The organism is Aquibacillus saliphilus (assembly GCF_020404745.1).
GTDB classification, from domain to species: Bacteria; Bacillota; Bacilli; order Bacillales; family Amphibacillaceae; genus Aquibacillus; species Aquibacillus saliphilus.
Genome location: NZ_JAIZAP010000008.1, coordinates 23278 through 43564 on the forward strand (window position 1 = coordinate 23278; position 20287 = coordinate 43564).

Annotated in this window: 17 protein-coding genes and 1 other annotated feature; of the genes, 11 read left to right on the forward strand and 6 right to left on the reverse strand. The window is 34.8% G+C overall.

Annotation, left to right across the window (positions count from 1 at the left end; translation table 11 throughout):
• Positions 1 to 82 precede the first annotated feature (82 nt).
• The 8 genes from LD272_RS09595 (at position 83) to motS (ending at position 8464) form a co-directional block, all read left to right on the forward strand.
• Positions 83 to 1189, forward strand: a complete 1107-nt coding sequence (locus LD272_RS09595; RefSeq protein WP_226036392.1) for a nicotinate phosphoribosyltransferase — start codon at positions 83 to 85, stop codon at positions 1187 to 1189.
• A 143-nt stretch (positions 1190 to 1332) separates the two neighbouring features.
• Positions 1333 to 2634, forward strand: a complete 1302-nt coding sequence (gene murC, locus LD272_RS09600) for a UDP-N-acetylmuramate--L-alanine ligase (RefSeq protein ID WP_226036393.1) — start codon at positions 1333 to 1335, stop codon at positions 2632 to 2634.
• Positions 2635 to 3090: 456 nt separating this feature from the next.
• Positions 3091 to 3495 (forward strand): DUF948 domain-containing protein, encoded by a 405-nt coding sequence (locus LD272_RS09605; RefSeq protein WP_226036394.1) that lies wholly within the window; start codon positions 3091 to 3093, stop codon positions 3493 to 3495.
• 33 nt (positions 3496 to 3528) lie between these two features.
• Positions 3529 to 3972 (forward strand): YtxH domain-containing protein, encoded by a 444-nt coding sequence (locus LD272_RS09610; protein ID WP_226036395.1) that lies wholly within the window; start codon positions 3529 to 3531, stop codon positions 3970 to 3972.
• A 351-nt stretch (positions 3973 to 4323) separates the two neighbouring features.
• A complete protein-coding gene (locus LD272_RS09615; protein ID WP_226036396.1) occupies positions 4324 to 5385 on the forward strand; it encodes a bifunctional 3-deoxy-7-phosphoheptulonate synthase/chorismate mutase in 1062 nt (353 codons plus the stop codon).
• Between the two features lie 391 nt (positions 5386 to 5776).
• Positions 5777 to 6772, forward strand: a complete 996-nt coding sequence (ccpA, locus tag LD272_RS09620) for a catabolite control protein A (protein WP_226036397.1) — start codon at positions 5777 to 5779, stop codon at positions 6770 to 6772.
• Positions 6773 to 6876: 104 nt separating this feature from the next.
• Positions 6877 to 7692 carry a flagellar motor protein MotP gene (gene motP / locus LD272_RS09625; RefSeq protein ID WP_226036398.1) on the forward strand — a complete coding sequence of 272 codons (816 nt, stop codon included), beginning with the start codon at positions 6877 to 6879 and terminating at the stop codon, positions 7690 to 7692.
• A complete protein-coding gene (motS, locus tag LD272_RS09630) occupies positions 7682 to 8464 on the forward strand; it encodes a flagellar motor protein MotS (RefSeq protein ID WP_226036399.1) in 783 nt (260 codons plus the stop codon). The genes motP and motS overlap by 11 nt, the downstream gene beginning before the upstream one ends.
• A gap of 65 nt (positions 8465 to 8529) precedes the next feature.
• Here motS and LD272_RS09635 read toward each other — a convergent pair whose 3' ends face one another.
• The 4 genes from LD272_RS09635 to LD272_RS09650 all read right to left on the reverse strand — a co-directional run bounded on the left by LD272_RS09635 (position 8530) and on the right by LD272_RS09650 (position 14279).
• A complete protein-coding gene (locus tag LD272_RS09635) occupies positions 8530 to 9699 on the reverse strand; it encodes an acetoin utilization protein AcuC (protein ID WP_226036548.1) in 1170 nt (389 codons plus the stop codon).
• Positions 9700 to 9704: 5 nt separating this feature from the next.
• Entirely contained in the window at positions 9705 to 10349 is a 645-nt protein-coding gene (locus tag LD272_RS09640; RefSeq protein WP_226036400.1) for an acetoin utilization AcuB family protein, read from the reverse strand.
• Between the two features lie 2 nt (positions 10350 to 10351).
• Positions 10352 to 11005 (reverse strand): GNAT family N-acetyltransferase, encoded by a 654-nt coding sequence (locus LD272_RS09645; protein WP_226036401.1) that lies wholly within the window; start codon positions 11003 to 11005, stop codon positions 10352 to 10354.
• A 283-nt stretch (positions 11006 to 11288) separates the two neighbouring features.
• Positions 11289 to 14279 (reverse strand): transglycosylase domain-containing protein, encoded by a 2991-nt coding sequence (locus LD272_RS09650; RefSeq protein ID WP_226036402.1) that lies wholly within the window; start codon positions 14277 to 14279, stop codon positions 11289 to 11291.
• A 120-nt stretch (positions 14280 to 14399) separates the two neighbouring features.
• Positions 14400 to 14608, forward strand: a binding site (T-box leader).
• A gap of 61 nt (positions 14609 to 14669) precedes the next feature.
• Between LD272_RS09650 and tyrS the strand changes: the two genes are divergently transcribed.
• Positions 14670 to 15941 carry a tyrosine--tRNA ligase gene (gene tyrS, locus LD272_RS09655; protein ID WP_226036549.1) on the forward strand — a complete coding sequence of 424 codons (1272 nt, stop codon included), beginning with the start codon at positions 14670 to 14672 and terminating at the stop codon, positions 15939 to 15941.
• A 63-nt stretch (positions 15942 to 16004) separates the two neighbouring features.
• Here the strand turns inward: tyrS and rpsD are convergent, their stop codons facing one another.
• A complete protein-coding gene (rpsD, locus tag LD272_RS09660; RefSeq protein WP_226036403.1) occupies positions 16005 to 16607 on the reverse strand; it encodes a 30S ribosomal protein S4 in 603 nt (200 codons plus the stop codon).
• Between the two features lie 327 nt (positions 16608 to 16934).
• Between rpsD and LD272_RS09665 the strand changes: the two genes are divergently transcribed.
• Complete coding sequence (locus LD272_RS09665; RefSeq protein ID WP_226036404.1) at positions 16935 to 18827, forward strand: sensor domain-containing diguanylate cyclase; 1893 nt, start codon at positions 16935 to 16937, stop codon at positions 18825 to 18827.
• Between the two features lie 57 nt (positions 18828 to 18884).
• On the opposite strand, the gene LD272_RS09670 is transcribed toward LD272_RS09665, so the two are convergent.
• Positions 18885 to 19364, reverse strand: a complete 480-nt coding sequence (locus LD272_RS09670) for a free L-methionine (R)-S-oxide reductase MsrC (protein WP_226036405.1) — start codon at positions 19362 to 19364, stop codon at positions 18885 to 18887.
• 134 nt (positions 19365 to 19498) lie between these two features.
• On the opposite strand from LD272_RS09670, the gene refZ reads away from it, so the two are divergent.
• A complete protein-coding gene (refZ, locus tag LD272_RS09675) occupies positions 19499 to 20137 on the forward strand; it encodes a forespore capture DNA-binding protein RefZ (RefSeq protein WP_226036406.1) in 639 nt (212 codons plus the stop codon).
• The last annotated feature ends 150 nt before the right edge of the window (positions 20138 to 20287 follow it).

Below are 20287 nucleotides of genomic sequence, written 5' to 3' on the forward strand. Positions count from 1 at the left end.
ATAGACAATAACTATTAATCATAGAAATTATCTTACTTTGAAATTTAGTGAGCTGTGTATGAAGAGAGATAGGAGCTATTGTATGAAAGAAATCACTCTAAAATTAAATGGACAAATTAAGCGACTTACAAATAAAACATTTAAATTTGATGAACGGATAAAGGAAGGGTGGTTTTCTGCAGTCTATTTTCTGAAAACAAAGGAGATTGCTGAAAAAGTTATCCCAAATAATGAAATTACCATGCAATTTTTTCAGAAAAATCAGGCTGTTTTATGTGGTACAGATGAAGCTATAGCTTTGTTACATACCTTTGCCAAAAACCCAGAAAAATTAGAAATACATTCGCTTAAGGATGGAGATAAAATAAATCCTTATGAAACAGTATTGACTGTAACTGGACCATATCAGTATTTTGGCTATTTAGAAGGTATAATTGATGGTATTTTGGCCAGAAGAACGTCTGTCGCTACGAATGTATATAATGTGGTAAAAGCCGCGAGAACATCAGGAAAACAAAAACCAATTATTTTTATGGGAGATAGAGATGATCATTATACCCAACAAGCTGGAGATGGTTATGCTGCATTTATTGGTGGATCTACTGCTCAAGCAACACATGCTATGAATGAGTGGTGGGGAAAACAAGGAATGGGTACGATGCCCCATGCAATGATTCAAATGTTCGAAGGGGATGTAGTCGCAGCTTCAAAAGCATATAAGGAAATCTATCCAAATGATGAATTGATGGTATTAGTTGATTACAATAATGACGTTATTTCAGATTCACTAAAAGTAGCTCGAGTATTCAAAGAAGAGTTAAAAGGTGTTCGGATCGATACATCTAAAAATATGGTTGATAAATATTTCCTGAGAAATCAGCATTTAATGGGTACATTTGATCCTAGAGGTGTAAACCCTGAATTAGTATTTGCATTAAGAAAAGCGCTGGACCAAGAAGGATTCGGCCATGTGAAGATCATTGCAAGTGGTGGATTTACTGAGGGACGAATTCGTGAATTTGAAACATTAAATGTACCGATTGATATGTATGGGGTTGGAAGAAATCTTTTGAACGTTCATATTGGCTTCACTGGGGACAATGTTTTACTTAACGGAATTCATCAGGCTAAAGAAGGTAGACAATATCGATCTAATCCACGTCTTGAGAAAGTCGAATACAATAAATAAATAATGAATGATTAAAGAAGATAATAAAAGAAATTTAACAGGGTTATTCAACTAGTAGATTCGATTTGCTATAATGATTAAATAGTTAACGAATGTTATCAATAATGTAGAGTAAATCACCCATTTTTTGGAGGTTCTTGTTTATGACAACTTACCATTTCATTGGTATTAAAGGGACTGGAATGAGTGCATTAGCACAAATTCTTAATGATTCTGGAGAAAAAGTACAAGGTTCAGATGTAGAAAAGGTATTTTTCACTCAGGAAGTACTTGAGGAAAAAAATATCCCTATTCTCCCTTTTTCAAAGAATAACATCGAAGAAGGATTAACAATAATTGCAGGTAATGCATTTAGTGATGATCACGAGGAAATAATTGAAGCGAAGCGTCAAGGCCTTCCATTTTTTAGATATCACGAATTTTTAGGCGAATGGTTAAAGCAATATACAAGTATAGCAGTAACTGGAGCACACGGAAAAACTTCGACTACAGGATTATTAGCACATGTCTTGAACCAAACATTTTCAATTTCTTATTTAATTGGTGATGGCACAGGAATGGGGCATGTCGATAGTAGTTATTTCGTGTTTGAAGCATGTGAATACCGAAGACATTTTCTTAAGTATGAACCAGACTATGCTATTATGACGAATATTGATTTTGATCATCCTGATTATTTTGAAAATATTGATGACGTCTTCCAGTCTTTTCAAGAAATGTCAGATCGCGTTAAAAAGGGAATTATTGCTTGTGGCGATGATGAGTACTTACAACGCATCCAAGCAAAGGTACCAGTAATGTATTATGGTTTCTCTGATACGAATGATTTTCAAGCACAGAATGTATTTGAAAGTGACGGAGGAACTACCTTTGATGTATTTGTAAGGAATACTTATTACGATACTTTTACTATCCCGACCTATGGTAATCATAGTGTACTGAACGCATTAGCAGTTATTGCTATTTGTCATTATGAAGGAATGGAAGCAGAAGATATCAAGAAAATCCATTCATTTAAAGGCGTTAAGCGAAGGTTTACTGAGAAAGTAGTTGGGAATCAAATTCTAATTGATGATTATGCGCATCATCCAAAAGAAATTGAGGCTACGGTTGATTCTGCCAGGAAGAAATACCCATCCAAGTCAGTAATTGCAATTTTTCAGCCACATACGTTTACTAGAACAAAGACGTTTTTGCAGGAGTTTGCTGAGAGTCTTGAATTGGCCGATCACATTTATCTGTGCGATATTTTTGGTTCTGCACGTGAATCAGATGGGAAGCTAACTATAAATGATTTAAAAGATTTAATTGATAATTGTAACATCATAGATATCGATCATACAGAAGTATTGAAAAAACATAAGGATAGTGTACTTATTTTTATGGGTGCTGGTGATATTCCGAAATTCCAGCAGGCGTATGAAAATAAATTAAAGAACTTATAAGAAAAATATAATTTATTTTTGTAATTAAAGGTATATAGCTATTAAATATAGAAATAATTAAGTAAGATAAAAAAAAGAAGGTAACTTACCTTCTTTTTTTATAACCAAATTTAATCGAATAGTAATGTAAGCAGTTAACTTATTCTTTAAAGACTAAATGCTTTATATAGAAATACTTGGAAATTGTCAAGGTTTGTTTATTTAGTAATGTGTGTCATGTGTGTTATCATTAAAGAAAGCTAATGGGTTTCTAATTTTATCTTGAGTTGTATAATTTCTGTAAAAAAGTTCAATTTATAAAATGTTTAACTTAATAGCATTGGGGTAAATGTTTAATAAGGTTCTGTACAATCATTAGTTTACATAAAAGACGAAGATATCGTTATCATTTATTAAATGCAGTGTATGTATCCTCGAACTACTAATCATATAAAGCAAAAGGAGTTGGTCAAGTAAATGGTGAATTTACTTTATATCGCAGCATTAATTGCAGCAGTTGCATTTGCCGTGCTTGTTATCTATTTAGCAAGAGTTTTGAAAGCAACACAACGAACATTGATACATGTAGCGGACACTTTAGAAGGTCTTGAAAAGCAAATGGAGGGTATTACGGTAGAAACAACTGCACTGTTAAACAAGACAAATAAATTAGCAGAAGATATTAATGATAAATCTGTGAAAATGAATACTGTTGTAGATAGTGTTAAAGGTATTGGGGATACAATTAACGATTTTAATAATTCAATTCGATCCTTATCTTCTAGTGTATTAACTGTATCAGAAGAAGAAAGTGACAGAACTGCTCAAGCAATGAAGTGGGGAACCTTTTTTGTGGATCTTTGGAAAAAGCGAAAAAGTTAAAAATAATAAAAATATATCTTGGGAGGAAAAACTATGAGTAATCAAGAAGAACAAAATCAAAACATTAACAGTAAGGACTTTTTAATTGGTTCATTAATCGGAGGAATTGTAGGTGCTTCTGCCGCATTGCTTTTCGCTCCAAAAGCTGGTAAAGAGCTAAGAAGTGACATTAATCAGGGAGCAGGTTATGTTAAAGAACGTGCTAATGAATGGAAAGATGTTGCATATGAAAAAGGAACTGACTGGAAGGATTATGCAAAAGACACTTCTGCTCAACTTTCTCAGAATGTATCCGAAAAATCACAAGTAATAGGTGATAAAGTAAAGCAAACCTCTGATTCTATACAAGAAAGAGTAAAGGATTTGAGAAATAAAGATGAAGACCCAGAAAAGGCTGCTGAAGAAGTTGCACAAGCGATTGAGGATGCAGCAGATGAAATTGAAAAACAACAAGAAGAAGATAAATCTAGTTTATAAGCTTTAACCTAAGCCAATTTATAGCTATTTGGACAGTAATTGTTCAAATAGCTTTTTTGTATGGATGATTTTTGAAAAGGTTAGGTCATGTCCATTACTAGAAGTGACATAGAAATTTAATTTATATTAATTTGTTGCAATACTCTATTTGCTGATTCATCTACTATTGAGTGTGAAAATCCATTATCGAAAATTTGGTTATGCCGCTTCAATTTTGAAATTAAAAAAAGAATATACTAAATATTATAAACATACGGGTGACAAGAGCTATTATTTTAGCTATAATTATCCGTAATTATTAAAAAATATCATATTTTTCAATAACATAAAAAAAACCGGGGGTAATTTTAAATGAGTAATGAACAATTGGATCAGTTACGCGGAAAATTAGATCAGGTTAATCTTGAAATTTTGGATTTAATAAATAGTCGGGCAGAGCTCGTACAGGACATTGGCCAAGTTAAAGAAAAACAAGGTGCTAATCGATTTGATCCTGTTCGAGAGCGAGATATGTTGAATTTAATCACTAAGCATAATAGTGGTCCATTTGAAAATTCAACAATCACTCACCTCTTTAAGGAAATATTTAAAGCGGGTCTAGAGTTGCAAGAAGATGATCACAGTAAACAACTGCTGGTTTCACGTAAAAGTAAACCCGAAGATACAGTTATTGAAATTAATGGAGAAAAGTTCGGTGATGGGAATCAACACTTTATTATGGGGCCTTGTGCGGTTGAGAGCTATGAACAAGTAGCTCAAGTTGCAGAAGCGATTAAAAAACAAGGGTTAAAGCTACTTCGGGGTGGTGCTTTTAAGCCAAGGACTTCGCCATATGATTTTCAAGGATTAGGTTTTGAAGGATTGAAAATACTAAAGAGAGTAGCAGACGAATATGATTTAGCTGTTGTTAGTGAAATTGTAAATCCTGCTGATATTGAAAAAGCAGTTGAATATATTGATGTTATTCAAATAGGCGCTAGAAATATGCAAAACTTTGAATTGTTAAAAGCAGCAGGTGAAGTTGATAAGCCAGTCTTGCTAAAAAGAGGTATGTCAGCGACAATTGCTGAATTTATAAATGCAGCAGAATACATTATTTCAAAAGGTAATGGAAATATCATATTGTGTGAACGTGGGATTAGAACTTATGAGAAAGCAACACGAAACACATTAGATATCACAGCTGTACCAATACTAAAACAAGAAACACACCTACCTGTAATGGTTGATGTAACCCATTCTACGGGTAGAAGGGATCTTTTACTACCTGCAGCAAAAGCTGCATTAGCTATCGGAGCAGATGGCGTAATGGCTGAAGTACATCCCGATCCTGCTGTAGCATTATCTGATGCTGCGCAACAAATGGATATTGACACTTTTGATGCTTTCATGAAGGAATTGTTAAAAAAATAACTGGTAATAATACAAGCTTCTGCCTATTTAGATCAGGTGGGGGCTTTCTTTTTAACGTGTTAATACATATATGAGAGTAGTCGACTTTTACCAGTAGAACTGATTCGTTTTTTGTGTTCCCTTAGGTAACTTATACTTAGTTGTTTTGTTATTGGACTTTTTTGGTTATGATAAACTAACAAGACTTGTAATCGTCGATTTAATTAGTCCTTTTTACCCAAAAAATAATATTTTCCTAGTAATTTGGTATAATGGAAAGTGAAATGAATGTTGATATAATGAAAATGGTATATAATGAAATTTGTCGAATCGTTGCGGAACAATTAATTGTATCGTATGATAAATGAAAAAGCAGAACGAAATTGAATAGAATCTAGGAGGTAAGAATGTTATGAATATAACAATATATGACGTAGCTAGAGAAGCTAATGTCTCAATGGCGACGGTTTCTCGTGTGGTTAATGGAAATCCAAATGTGAAACCAACAACAAGGAAAAAGGTTTTAAACACAATAGAACGATTAGGGTATCGTCCAAATGCAGTTGCAAGAGGATTAGCTAGTAAGAAGACTACTACAGTTGGAGTAATCATACCTGATATATCTAGTATATTCTTCTCGGAACTTGCTAGAGGTATTGACGATATTGCAACAATGTACAAATATAATATTATATTAAGTAATTCAGACCAAAATAAAGACCGAGAATTAAAATTAATTAATACAATGTTGGAAAAACAAGTTGATGGTATTGTATATATGGGTGGGAAAGTAACGGAAGAACATGTGCAACATTTTAAAAGCTCTCCGGTACCAGTTGCCCTAGCTGCTACTATCGATGAGACTGAGCAAATACCATCTGTTAATATTGACTATGAACAAGCAGCATACGAAGCATCTAAATTACTAATTGATAATGGTACAAAGCACCCTGCATATATATCTGGTCAAGAGGATACGGCAATAAGTATTCAAAAATATAATGGGTATCTTCGTGCCTTAAAAGAAACCAACCAAGAACTAAATGAACAGCTTATTGTAAAAGGTGACTTTACATATGACTCAGGTATAGAAGCTGTGGAACAATTGCTAGAAGTTGATAGCAAAATATCAGCTATATTTGTAGCATCGGATGAGATGGCTCTCGGAGCTATCCACGGAATACAAGATAAGGGTTTGAGTGTACCGGACGATGTTGAGATTTTTGGATTTGATAACACTAGACTTGCTACAATGATTCGACCTACTCTTTCTACGGTCGTCCAACCGATGTATGATATTGGTGCAGTTGCGATGAGATTATTAACTAAATATATGAGTAAAGAGGAAGTAGAAGAGCAAAATGTAATCTTACCTCATCGAATTATCGAAAGAAACTCAACAAAATAAATAATATGCCGATACTAATACAAGAATAGATATTATTAAACAACAAATTCTTGGTGCAATAATCCCCTTGACCCAAGTTTGTTCAACAGCTAGGGAGAGAGATTATGAAAAAAAGAGATATTTTGACTCCAATTGGAATCACACTAGGTTTTGTCATGCTAATGTTTGGTATCCTTTCAAGTGGTGGTAGCGGCGGGTTTCTATCTTTTCTGCAGCTTTCTTCTATCCTAATAGTTATAGGAGGGCTTTTTGCAGCCCTTTTAATTAACTTTAACTTAGAACAAATTAAGCTTACTCGCCATGTTGTCAAAGAAGCGTTTAACAAAAATGAACAAAGTCTTAATGATTTAATTGAATTATTTGTTCGGTTATCTGAAAGAGCTCGTAGAGAAGGCTTATTAGCATTAGAAAATGAACTGGACGATGTAACTGATCCATTTATTAACAAAGGAGTTTTATTGGCAGTCGATGGTATTGAACCGGAAGTAATTAATGATATTATGAGTGCTGAAATTACTGCTATGGAGGAAAGACATCAAAGTGGTAGAGCAATAATCGAAAAGGCTGGGGAGTATGCACCAGCTTGGGGAATGATTGGAACTCTGATTGGTTTAGTGCTAATGCTAAATAATTTGACAGATCCAACTACGCTCGGTCCGAATATGGCCGTAGCATTGTTGACCACCTTTTACGGTACAGTATTAGCAAATCTAGTCTTTATCCCGATGGCAGGGAAGCTAGAGAATAAGACAAATGAAGAAATTTTCTTGAAACAGATTGTAATTGAGGGTGTTATTGGAGTTCAGTCAGGACAGAATCCGAGAATATTAAAAGAGAAATTAAGTGCATTTCTATCAAAAGAGATGACGAAAAAAGATTCAGAAGAAGAGTATATGGAGGAAACTATCAATGAAGCTTAGAAAGAAAAAGCGTATTGATAAAGGTTCTCCCAAATGGATGGTTACATATGCTGATATGGTGACGCTAATATTGGTATTTTTTATTTTACTGTTTTCCATGTCTCAAATTGATCTAGTAAAATTTCAAGCGATTTCTGAATCATTTCGCAATCGGATGATTTTCGATTATTATCCTTCACCGGTTCCAATGGAAAACCCTACAGAGCATACTGATGTACAAAAGAAAAATGAGGGTTCAACTGATTATAAAAATGCTCCTGAGGAGTCAAGCAAACAGCAAGATAATAATCAAACAGGTAGTCAACAAGAAGATTCTCTCGGGAATCTACTAGAAGAAGTCGAAGCATTTCTAGATGAAAACCAATTGAATAATGTAATTAGTGCAAATCGTACTGATCAGGGCGTTGTTCTAATTTTACAAGAAAAATTATTGTTTGAATCAGCAAAAGCAAATATACTTGATACCGGAGAACCATTCCTAGATAAAGTAGGTGCGTTATTAAGTAATATACCAAACAAAGTAAGAGTAGAAGGCCATACGGATGATCGTCCGATTTCTAGTTATCTCTACCCTTCTAACTGGGAACTATCTGGTGCCAGGGCGAGTAGTGTTATTCGTTATGTAATTGATAGTAGTAATATAGAAGATACACGTTTTATCGCTGTTGGGTATGGTAATACAAAGCCGGTTGCTGAGAACAATTCATCTGAAAATTGGAGCAAAAATAGAAGAGTTGAATTTGTGATATTAGAATTAGATACAGAAGATTAAAAATACTCCCCCTGCAAAACTGCTTGCATTGGGAGTATTTTAGCTTACATACGTACCGAACTAGTTTAGTTGCTAAATTTCATCTTGTTTCTTGTAAACTGAAGTGCCTTATCAAGCATTTTTCTGTTTTTCTCTGTAATCTCTGCTTTTCTAGGAATAATCTTATAGATACCTTCTGGATCATGCCAAGTAGAGGGTAAACTAACAGGAGATTTCCCCTCCCATTTTGTAATCCAATCAGTCGGTAAGTCACCAGTAAAAATCTTATTTGATGTCATTACATTCCAAATTTGAGCCCACGCCCTGGGTACTACACGCCAAATGTCGTATCCGCCACCGCCCAAGGCGATCCACTTCCCATTACAGTATTCGTGGGCTAATTCATGTGCTAATAATGGAATATACTCATATGTTTTCATTGTTGATGATAAATGTGTTAATGGATCAAAAGAATGAGAGTCCGCGCCATTTTGTGTTACGATAACATCTGGCTTGAAATATTCTACAACCTCTCTAAAAGCAGATTCATAAACTTCCATAAAGGATTCATCTTCTGTAAACGCATCAATAGGTAAATTAAATGAGTAGCCATATCCTGCTTTTAAGCCACGCTCATTGATATTTCCTGTTCCAGGGAACAAATACCTTCCAGTCTCATGAATAGACAGTGTGCACACCTCAGAGTCATCATAAAATGCCCATTGAACTCCATCACCATGATGAGCATCCGTATCTACATATAATACTCGAAGATTATACTTTTGTCTGATGTATTTAATTGCAATTGCACCATCATTGTATATGCAAAAGCCTGAAGCTTTTCGTTTAAAGCCATGATGAAGACCACCACCTAAATTCAGAGCATGTTCTGATTTCCCTTGTAGTACTGCATCGACCGCAGTAAGTGTGCCACCAACTAATAGTGAAGCGGCATCATGCATATTAGCAAAAATTGGTGTATCTTCTGTTGCAAGTCCAAATTCAAATCCTTCATCCTCAGTTAAATTTCCAACACTGGCTCTCTTAACAGCATCAATATAGCTTGGATCATGAAACAAGGAAAGTTCTTCATCTGTAGCTTTTCGTGGTAGTAGGATTTGTTCTTTATCTAGCTTATTTTCAGACTCTAATATATCTTTAGTCATTGCTACTCTAGTTTGATTGAAAGGATGGTCATCATTAAAACGGTATTTTTCAAACTCTTCGGAGTAAATGAAAGTTGCATTACAGTTCATGGTCATCATTCAGTCTCCGATGTATTTGGCCATAAAACATGGTGATTATGAGCTTTTAAGTCGTTAATTATCGGTAGGGGATTCATTGTTTGAACTCGAAAAACAAGGACTTTGTAGCTCGAGTCATCCTTATAAGGGTAAACTAATACTGAAGTAATTTGTACTTTTCTCTTTCCGAAAATGGAAGTAACCTCGGGTAAAATTCCTATTCTATTTGGAACCTTTATTTCAATTTGTGAGCCTTGGACATGGGTTCCTGTTAGTTGAATTAATGTGTATAACATATCTTTCTCAGTAATAATTCCTACCAATATATCATCTTGTACAACAGGTACACATGCAAACTCTTCTTCGTAAAAAATAGCAGCAATTTCTTCTACAAAATCTAATGGGTGAACAGTAACAACAGGAGAACTCATAATCGTTTTTATAGCATTCTTTAATTCTTTTGGGTCTACCTGTTTAGTGAAAATCGATGGACTAGCATCTCGAACATCGCGATCAGAAACGATTCCAATAACTTTTTTATCCTTATCTATTATTGGGATATGTCGAATGTGATTATCATTAAGAAGCTTGATTGCCTCAGATATAGGCGCATCTGGAGGAAGTGTAAATACATTAGTTTTCATTATTTCCTTGACTAACAACTCTAAAACCCCTTCCTTAATGAACGAAATTTTTCGCGATCTAAAAAGCGTAAACGATCAAATTTTTCAATTGATGAATCGGTTACATTTTGACCGATTCTCACCATCAGGCAGTTTGCAGGATGTGAAATAATTTCTGGATCATCCGTGGGCGCAGGAGTCAACCCGCCTGAACTCATCATCTTTTCCATTACCTTTCGATAGTTCCAAATACTAAGCTGTGTCTCTTTTAGATCCCAATGCCAATAGTACTCTGTTGAAATAATAATGTAGTTATCCATCATCTCATCGAGCATTGACAACCTTATTAATTCTGAACCAAGTTTATATCCCCTAAATGAAGGAGCTATTTCTATTGCACCTAACTCCAATAAATCCTCCATATTAAAATGTGACCATCTTTCCAATGGATCAGGAAAAAGATAGGTAACATATCCGATTATTGTATCGTTTAATCGAGCGATTAAAATCCGACCCTCCTCAAGGTCTGCAATTCCTAATAAAGCTTCGAACTGCTTTTTTGAAGGACGAAAAGCTTCAAGTTTTTCATGAAATGTAAAGTTCTTCAACTCACTGGAAGATAGGGGACCTTCAATGATAATTGAACCAGAACTAGTTTCTAACTTCATGGATTGATAGGTTTTTATATGTTGCAAATAGACACCACCTGTTAAACTTCCTTTAATAACTCCATTATACAAAATTAAATGGAAGTTGTAAGTAATATTGGAATCTTTTTCTAGACTAAGCAATTTCATAATACCTATTTATCGCTATTGCAACAACATATAGTTGACTAAATCTTTTCCAAATATCTTGTTGGGATATGACTTGATATTGCAATTATGAAATTGCCTCAGATATAAAGATAAGTACCCTTTACTCATCATTTTGAGTAAAGGGTACTTATCTACATATATATTTGCCTGATAGTGATAGTTAGTTTTCTTCATTATTAGCATTGTTATTGCTGTCGTTACTGGGATCGTCATCGGCATCATCGCCGTTATCGCCATCACCGCCGTTATCATCTTCATTTTCAGGCTCTTCAGGCACTTCAGGTTCTTCAGGTTTCTCCGGCTCCTTAGGCTTTTCAGGCTCCTTAGGCTCCTCAGGTTCCTCAGGCTCTTTCGGTTCACTAAAATCACCGACTACAACTGGCTTGGAAGGTGATGATTCTTGTCCAAAATAATCTACTGACGAAACTCGATATACTGCTTTTTTGTCAGGTATGTTGAAATCAAGTTCCGTTGTATTCCCAATTAAATTAAAGTCTGATTCAGGCTCGTTTGCTTTGTAAATTCTGTATCCAACAACATCATTGCTGCCTGATGCATTCCATTTAAGAGCACTTCCAGAGTTTGATAATGCACTTGGTGCCGACGGGGCATTACCATCATTGGCAACATCAGCTGTGCTTGGAACCTCTATATCGGACCATACACCACTAGCATTCCATGGTATCAGTTGTTTTATATCGTCTAATTTATCATATTCCATACGCTTTAACCACTCGGGGTTAAAGGCTACACCATCACCTTGGGTGAATTCTTCTGGTGTATTTTCACCAGCTACAACTGCTTTATCACCTAACATAACGTAACGCCCTCTTATTAAACTATCATCACGTTCATTCGGTACGTACTTAGCGTTAAATAAATCAGTTTGAACTAACCCGAGCTCTGAACATAGATCGGATGGTAACATTCCTGATGTTACACAATATGACCGGGATACAATACCACCGGGACGCTCAAAACTTTGACTCGGAGCCATTAGTTCTGGATCAATGTCAGTTGCTGCATTAACCAACTGTGACCAAAGTCCGATATTTCTACCGCTGTAACCGTCATTTAGTTGTTGATTGTGATCATATCCCATCCAACTTCCCATCGTAACATTTGGGTTTGTTGCAACAAACCATGTATCAAGAAAATCATTTGATGTACCAGTTTTCCCAGCCCAGTCAACACCTGGATTTTTCAGATTTGCTCTTGCGGCAGTTGCCGTACCTCTACTTAAAACATCACGCATGACGTCAATCATAAGATAGTTGGTTTGAGGTGTAAATACTTCAACTGGTTCTTCACTTTCATGCTGATAGATAACTTCACCATCAACTGTTTCTATTTTTTCAATCATATACGCGTCCACAAAGTTTCCACCATTGCCAAACGTCGCATAAGCGTTCGTATTCTCTTCTATCGTTACTCCATTCCGCGGACTACCAAGTGCGGTTGATAAGTTGACATGATCATTGTGATTTTCATTTTTCACTAAATTATCGAAGCCCATTTTTTTAAGGTAGTTTGTAGCAGGATCCATTCCAATAATCTTTGCGTATGTTTTAACAGCCGACACGTTGTGCGATTTATACAATGCTTCCCTTGTAGAAACTAATCCATAATACCGTCCTGTGTAATTTCCAGGGGTATAACCTCCAGAAAAAGTAGTCTTTGTATCTGCAATAATCGAACCAGGTTGAGCAAATCCTGCTTCCATTGCTGGTCCATAGACTAATAATGGCTTCATTGTACTACCATTTGGTCTTGGTGCATTTGTAGCATGGTTTAACTGTTCAATTTCAAAGTCTCTTCCACCGACAAAACTAATAATTCGCCCTGTTGAATTATCAATTAAAATCCCACCAACTTGAACAGGTTCAACTAATTGTTCCATTTCGCCTGTTTCCTTATTTTCAACCATAATAGCTTCACCAGTTTGTTTATTTCTAACAACTTTGTCTGGACCATAGTTGTTATAATTCGCTACTATTTCTTGAAACTTATCGAATATATCTTTATTTATTGTTGAATGAATTTTATAGCCATTTTTTCCTAGTTGTCTGCCAGCAAGAATTGAATACTCTTCTTGGAGTGTTTGACTGTTCTCTATATCTTCATCTGTATATCCATCTTCTTTGGCCAAAGCATCAGCCACTAATTCTGTCGCTCTTTCCTTAATTTCATTGGTAAGATAAGGATACTTTTCAAACGAAGAAGGTGTAGGTTCAGTGAGATTTGCTACGATGTCGTAGTTAGATGCTTCATTGTATTCAGATTCAGTAATATACCCACCGGCAAGCATTCGGCTAAGCACTGACTTCATACGGTTCAGACCTGGTTCTAATCCATCTGACTCCTTTTGTGATCCACCATTTGAAAATGGTGTATAAGAAGATGGACTTTGTGGCAGTCCGGCTATAAATGCCGCCTGAGCAAGGTTAACGTCCTTTGCATCAACTCCGAATATACCCTTTGCTGCTGTTTGAATACCAGCAATGTTTTGTCCATTTGCATTTCTACCAAAGGGAACAATATTTAAATAGGCCTCTAAGATTTCGTCCTTATCAAAGAATCGTTCAACACGCATGGCTAATAGCATTTCTTTAGCTTTTCTTTCAAAGGATACTTCGTTTGTTAGTATTTGATTTTTAATTAATTGTTGTGTTAATGTACTACCACCTGTTTTTATATTAGAGTTTGAAGCTTCCTGGTAAACAGCACGAAGAATTGCTTTTGGAACAATTCCGTTATGCGTTTCAAAATATTCATCCTCTGTAGCAATAATGGCGTCTTTTACATATTCCGAAACTTGATCCAATTTAACTTCCTCACGATATAAATCTGAACTTATATTTCCTAAATAAACGTTATTAGAAAAATATATTTCTGACGTCTCTTCGTAGTTATATATATCTTTTTCTAAACTAGCGCGGTCCCTGACTTGTTCATCTTTTACTAAAGAAGCAAAGTAACCAGCACCAACGCCACCGGCAAAAAACAAACCAACAACGCCAATAATTATAAAGAATAAGACAACATTCCAAATTACATCGTATGTTATTCGATAACCTGTTTGAAATTTTCCGTTTTTCCACCATGTTTTTAAGTTAGTTATATATCTATGAATAAGTGCTTTAAAATCCATGTTAAAACCTCCTAAATATCAATCTATATTATATCATAAACGTCAAATAAGAGAGGGAATTGCGACAGATTTATTGCAATATATATTAATTTGTGATATTAATATATCACAATAAAAAATCAAAAAGCATTGAAAGAATGAAGTAGTAAAGTAATTCCCTAACATTAGAGAGCTGACGGTTGGTGCAAGTCAGTTTAAAGTTACTTTATGAATTACGTTCTGGAGCTTCTTCTGTTTTCAGAAGCCGGTGAACCTCACCGTTATTTACTTGAGTGGCAAAAATATTTTTGCAACAAGGGTGGTACCGCGATTGAAATCTCGTCCCTTTTTTGGGGGGGATTTTTTTATGTGCAAAAAAACTTGTTGGAAGAAAAATTAGGAGTGAAGAGAATGGATATTTTAGAAGATTTAAGTCAACGTGGATTGATCCAGCAAACCACAGATGATGAGGGATTGAAAAAGCACCTGCAAGCAAATATTGTTACATTGTATTGTGGTTTTGACCCAACAGCTGATAGTCTTCACATAGGACATCTAGTGCCAGCTATGATGTTAAAAAGATTCCAAAGAGCCGGTCATCGTCCAATTGCACTAATTGGTGGTGGTACTGGGTTAATTGGTGATCCGAGTGGCCGTTCATCTGAGCGTTCACTTAATGAGCTCAGCGTTGTCCAAGGTTACAGTGAAAAAATTAAACACCAACTGGCAAATATTTTAGAGTTTGATCAGGGAGAAAATGCTGCTGTTGCAAGGAACAATTACGAATGGTTGTCAACTACAACCATTATTGAATTGCTACGGGACACGGGAAAACATTTTAGCATTAATTACATGTTGGCTAAAGATTCGGTGGAATCCCGTTTGGAAAATGGAATATCCTTTACAGAGTTTAGCTACATGATTCTACAATCGTTAGATTTCTTAAAATTATATGAAAAAGAAGGTTGTACCTTGCAAATTGGTGGAAGTGACCAATGGGGAAATATTACTGCGGGAATGGAGTTAATTCGTCGAACAAAAAGTGATAGAGAAGAGGAAGCTAAGGCATTTGGTCTTACAGTTCCATTAATAACAAAAGCAGATGGAACTAAATTCGGCAAAACATCTGGTGGAGCAATTTGGCTTGATGGAAAGAAAACTACACCATATGAATTTTACCAATTCTGGATTAATACTGATGATCGAGATGTTATCAAATTTATTAAGTACTTCACATTTTTAAGTCATTCTGAAATTGACGAGCTTCATACCGAAATGGAAACCGCGCCAGAGAAACGTGTTGCTCATAGACGATTAGCAGAAGAAATGACTGAATTAATACATGGAAAAGAAGCGCTTTTACAAGCACAGAAAATAACAGAGGCATTATTTAGTGGAGATATTCAAACGTTAAATGGTGAAGAAATCGAACAAGGCTTTAAAGATGTACCTTCAATTACGTTTCCAAGAGAGGAAAAAGGTTTGATTGATGTTCTTGTAGAAGCGAAAATTTCTCCATCGAAACGTCAAGCGCGAGAAGACATTCAAAATGGAGCTGTTTATATTAACGGTGATCGCAAAACAGAACTAGCCTATGTAATATCTGAAGAGAATCGAATCGATGATAAATTTACGATTATACGTAGAGGAAAGAAGAAGTATTTTCTTGTCCGGTTTAGCTGATAAAGGAAAAAAAGCACCGAATCTAGTAAAGATTCGGTGCTTTTTATATGGAAAATATAGAAATTAACGAGAGTAGAATTCTACAATAAGTGCTTCGTTAATTTCAGCTGGCATTTCTGAACGTTCTGGCAAACGAGTGTAAGTACCCTCAAGTTTTTCTTCATCAAAGCTAACATAATCAGGTGTGAAATTGTTAGCTTCAATGGCTTCTTTAATAATGCCAAGGTTTTGTGATTTTTCACGTAAACCAATAACTTGACCTGGTTTAACACGATATGATGAAATGTCAACACGACCACCATCAACAGTAACGTGACCATGTCCAACAAGCTGGCGAGCAGCTCTGCGAGTACGAGCTAATCCAAGACGGTAAACAAGGTTATCTAAGCGAGATTCAAGAAGAATCATGAAGTTCTCACCATGAATACCTTTCATTTTTCCTGCTTGGTCGAACATGTTACGGAATTGACGTTCGTTAATTCCATACATGAAGCGAAGCTTCTGCTTCTCTTGTAATTGAAGACCATATTCTGATAACTTTCTGCGTTGATTTGGACCATGTTGTCCAGGAGCGTAAGGACGTTTTTCTAATTCCTTACCTGTTCCAGTTAAAGAAATACCAAGACGACGAGATTTTTTCCATACAGGACCTGTATAGCGTGACATGTACATCTTCCTTTTTATATTAGATTTGCATAAAAAAAGACAGAGTGTTCCTTGATCGCTAGCCATTTTATTTTCATGTACCATCGCTCCAGCAGCAGAGAGTTACACGATACACCTCACCAGGAGGAATAAAATGAACCAGTCGGAGGTTCACATAGGCTACCTTTTATTTTACACAAAGAATATTATAATTTTTTTAGAGGTATAAGTCAATACTTTATACTACTATCTTTTAAAAACTAAGTAAAAAGTACTATTTATATATGAAAGTAAAGCTATTTCGTATATAATTAATTAACAGTTATTCTAATTGATAGGTGAGATATTATGCAAATTGAAGAATCATCATTTCAAAGTGATTTAAGAATTCTCTTTGTAGAGAAGTTTATGTGTAGTGTAAATGGATTTGATGGTAACCTGGTTGCTGAAGTTTCTGAGCAAATAAAAGAATTACTGGAAGCTGATTGTGTAGCAATCTATTTGTACGATAGTTTTAATAACAATTTTAAGTTAGCTAGTGACCTTGAAAACCATCAAACTAATATAACACAGAATATACTAGTTAATATAGAAACACAGGTTATTTATACATCTGCCAATAAATTTACTATATTAGATGGAAGTGAAGTTGTGAAGCGTACTTCAAAGATATCTACTTACTTACTCCCACTTCATGATGGAGATAATTTAATTGGGTATGTATTTGTGGCAATTGATAACGAGAAAATAGCAGGTCAGCTTTATGAAAAATTTGAAGGAATTGCCATGGAGACATACAAACTTTTAAATGGTGTTGGTGAATATTCGAATACAATGGATAAAGCGAATAAGTATGAACTTTTATATCGTGTAACGACTAAATTCCATTCTTCAATAAACACAAATGATGTTTTGTCTGAAGTAATACACACATTATCAAATGTGTATCCACGTTTTAAATATAGCCTATATTTATCACAAGATTATAAGAATGAACCAGAATCGGACTTACCGATAAAAGAATTAATTTATAATGAAGAGTTTGTAAATAAGTCAAGTGTACAAGCGTTTCTAACTGGAGAAGTAAAAGTAGAAACAGACGTATTTGGTGTCAAATCAAGACTGTTTGCGCCATTGAAAGGTAAACAGGGTGTTTATGGAGTTTTACAAATAAGTGCGCCTATGGCTCACTTATTTCCAGAGAGCGACGTTGAGTTTATAACGTTACTTGCAAATACAGCAGGAAATGCTCTAGAAAATGCGCATTTATATCAACAATCAAAACAGTTAATAGCTGATTTAAAATTAATAAATGAAACATCACACAAACTGAATTCAAACCTCAGGCTTTCAGAGACTACTACTTTTATGAATAAACAAATCAGAGAATCTTTTGGTGCAGATGAAATTGGATTTCTGTTGTTCAAAGAAGACAGCCATGATTTATTAGAAGGAAGTACAAATTACTTTTTAGGTGATGAGGCTGGAATACTTCTTCAGACTATTATACCAATATTGAAAAATCATCAAGATTCGTTATTTATCGGAAGTTTTCCCAAAAAGTATCCGAATGTTAACATTCCCTACCAATCAGTGATGGCTATACCAATGATACAATCCCAACAGGTCAAGGGAGCCCTTATTGTACTTCATAGTCTACCTTATTTTTACTCATTTGAGACTTTTAAATTGATTCAATCATTAGTACATCACTCAACATTAGCTTTTGTTAATTCTATGTTGCGCGAACAGCTAGAACAGCTAGTTATAACTGATTATCTAACAAAACTATATTCTAGAAAATATTTGGATGAAAAATTAAATGAGCACTTAGAAGTCGATAGTCAAGGTGCTTTCTTGTTAATCGATATAGATGACTTTAAGAGAATCAATGATACTTTTGGTCATGATGCTGGTGATGAGTTACTTATACAGGTTGCTAACATAATTGTAAGTAAGCTTGGGAAAAACGACTTCGCTGCAAGGTGGGGTGGTGAAGAGTTAGCGGTTTATTTACCTGAAGTAAGTTTAAATGAGGGAATGGATTTGGCCCTTCAATTAGTTAATCAAGTGGAAGAAAAAACAAAACCTAAAATAACTATTTCTATTGGAGTTTCTTACTGGAATAGTAATCAACCGAATGAAAAACATCAAATTTTCGAACGAGCTGACGAAGCTTTATATAAAGCTAAAAATCAAGGTAAGAATTGTGTAGTAAGAGAAAAAACAAAACCCTTGTAAAAAAAGGGTCTTGTTTTTTAGGTTAATTATTTGTTAGTTATCGCATCCAAGTTTAATTTATAAATTATTTTGAATAATTTCTGCGAATTTTTCTAGATAATCTTGATCTACTTGATCGAACCGATTATTGATAGGGCTATCAATATCTAATACTCCAAATAAGTCACCATCATTATATAGTGGAATGACTATTTCAGATTTAGTTGCGGCATCACAAGCAATGTGGCCCGGGAACTGTTGAACGTCTGCAACTCGTTGTGTTTTCCCTTCTTTTATCGCTGTGCCACATACTCCTTTACCACTAACAATTCTGACACATGCAGGTAACCCTTGAAATGGACCTAGTACCAGTTCCTCTTCTTTCCAAAGATAAAATCCAACCCAATTAACTTCAGATAAAAACTGGTTTAAAAGTGCTGATGCATTTGAAAGGTTAGCAATTTGATCCTTTTCGTCTTCTAGTAGTGCCTGTAGTTGTTTTAATAACAGGGTATAATCTTTTTCTTTAGAACCTTGGTAGCTTTGAACTTGAAACATTAGTGCTTCCTCCTTTAAAATATAAAGATTGATACTACTTGCATATTCGACAAATTGGTGCGTTATTTGACGAGAGAAAAATGCAGGACTCCGTACATCAATGTCGTAAAAAGTAATGTAAGGGGTTGAGTGTAATGAAGAAGAATGAAACGAAACAAAAAGTAATGGCTGCTGCTTGCATGCTATTTTATGTTAAAGGATACCATGGTACATCAGTTCGTGATATTGCAAAAAAAGCTTCAGTTAATGTTTCATTAATTAACTATTATTTTGCAAGTAAACAAGGGCTTTTAGAATCCGCTGTTGTTAATTACTATGAAGATTACATTGAACAGCTAGAATTTGTGTGCGAAGAAACGAAAAACATGTTAGCTGTTGAAAGATTAAAAAAACTGATTGAAGCTATTATACAGTATAAGCAAAACCAACATCAATTCTCTTGTTTTATTCAAAGAGAATTATCTATTGATTCCGTTTTTGTGCGAGAAATGATGGTTACTTATTTAGCTAAAGAAAATCACATTATCAGCAGTTTATTTAATGCTGCTTTACAGCATACTTCACACAGTACAATTGACAAAAAGTTTCTGTTGCTGCAGTTAAAAGGTCAATTAATCACCCCATACATGGCCCCGAATGAATGGAGAAATGAAATTACTTGGGATCAATCACATGATTTTTTTATAAAAAAGTACACACTTTCGATTCATAGGTGGATAGATTACTTAGCAGAAATTGAATATCATCAGATCAACAATGATTCTAATAACTGACCTAATTATCTTAATAGATGGAGAAACATTCCCTTTATCAATTATCAACATCTTATCTCTTGAGTTATCTCATTGTATGATGTCGAATAAATAATTTATTTGAAAAATTTTAGCAAAAAATGGGTTGAACATGGTATCATAATAGTATTA

What these genes read in the sequence shown, in the direction of transcription:
- LD272_RS09595 (WP_226036392.1), top strand. Translation starts at nt 83, where the DNA reads ATGAAAGAAATCACTCTAAAATTAAATGGACAAATTAAGCGACTTACA.
- murC (WP_226036393.1), top strand. Translation starts at nt 1,333, where the DNA reads ATGACAACTTACCATTTCATTGGTATTAAAGGGACTGGAATGAGTGCA.
- LD272_RS09605 (WP_226036394.1), top strand. Translation starts at nt 3,091, where the DNA reads ATGGTGAATTTACTTTATATCGCAGCATTAATTGCAGCAGTTGCATTT.
- LD272_RS09610 (WP_226036395.1), top strand. Translation starts at nt 3,529, where the DNA reads ATGAGTAATCAAGAAGAACAAAATCAAAACATTAACAGTAAGGACTTT.
- LD272_RS09615 (WP_226036396.1), top strand. Translation starts at nt 4,324, where the DNA reads ATGAGTAATGAACAATTGGATCAGTTACGCGGAAAATTAGATCAGGTT.
- ccpA (WP_226036397.1), top strand. Translation starts at nt 5,777, where the DNA reads ATGAATATAACAATATATGACGTAGCTAGAGAAGCTAATGTCTCAATG.
- motP (WP_226036398.1), top strand. Translation starts at nt 6,877, where the DNA reads ATGAAAAAAAGAGATATTTTGACTCCAATTGGAATCACACTAGGTTTT.
- motS (WP_226036399.1), top strand. Translation starts at nt 7,682, where the DNA reads ATGAAGCTTAGAAAGAAAAAGCGTATTGATAAAGGTTCTCCCAAATGG.
- LD272_RS09635 (WP_226036548.1), bottom strand. Translation starts at nt 9,699, where the DNA reads ATGAACTGTAATGCAACTTTCATTTACTCCGAAGAGTTTGAAAAATAC.
- LD272_RS09650 (WP_226036402.1), bottom strand. Translation starts at nt 14,279, where the DNA reads ATGGATTTTAAAGCACTTATTCATAGATATATAACTAACTTAAAAACA.
- tyrS (WP_226036549.1), top strand. Translation starts at nt 14,670, where the DNA reads ATGGATATTTTAGAAGATTTAAGTCAACGTGGATTGATCCAGCAAACC.
- rpsD (WP_226036403.1), bottom strand. Translation starts at nt 16,607, where the DNA reads ATGTCACGCTATACAGGTCCTGTATGGAAAAAATCTCGTCGTCTTGGT.
- LD272_RS09665 (WP_226036404.1), top strand. Translation starts at nt 16,935, where the DNA reads ATGCAAATTGAAGAATCATCATTTCAAAGTGATTTAAGAATTCTCTTT.
- LD272_RS09670 (WP_226036405.1), bottom strand. Translation starts at nt 19,364, where the DNA reads ATGTTTCAAGTTCAAAGCTACCAAGGTTCTAAAGAAAAAGATTATACC.
- refZ (WP_226036406.1), top strand. Translation starts at nt 19,499, where the DNA reads ATGAAGAAGAATGAAACGAAACAAAAAGTAATGGCTGCTGCTTGCATG.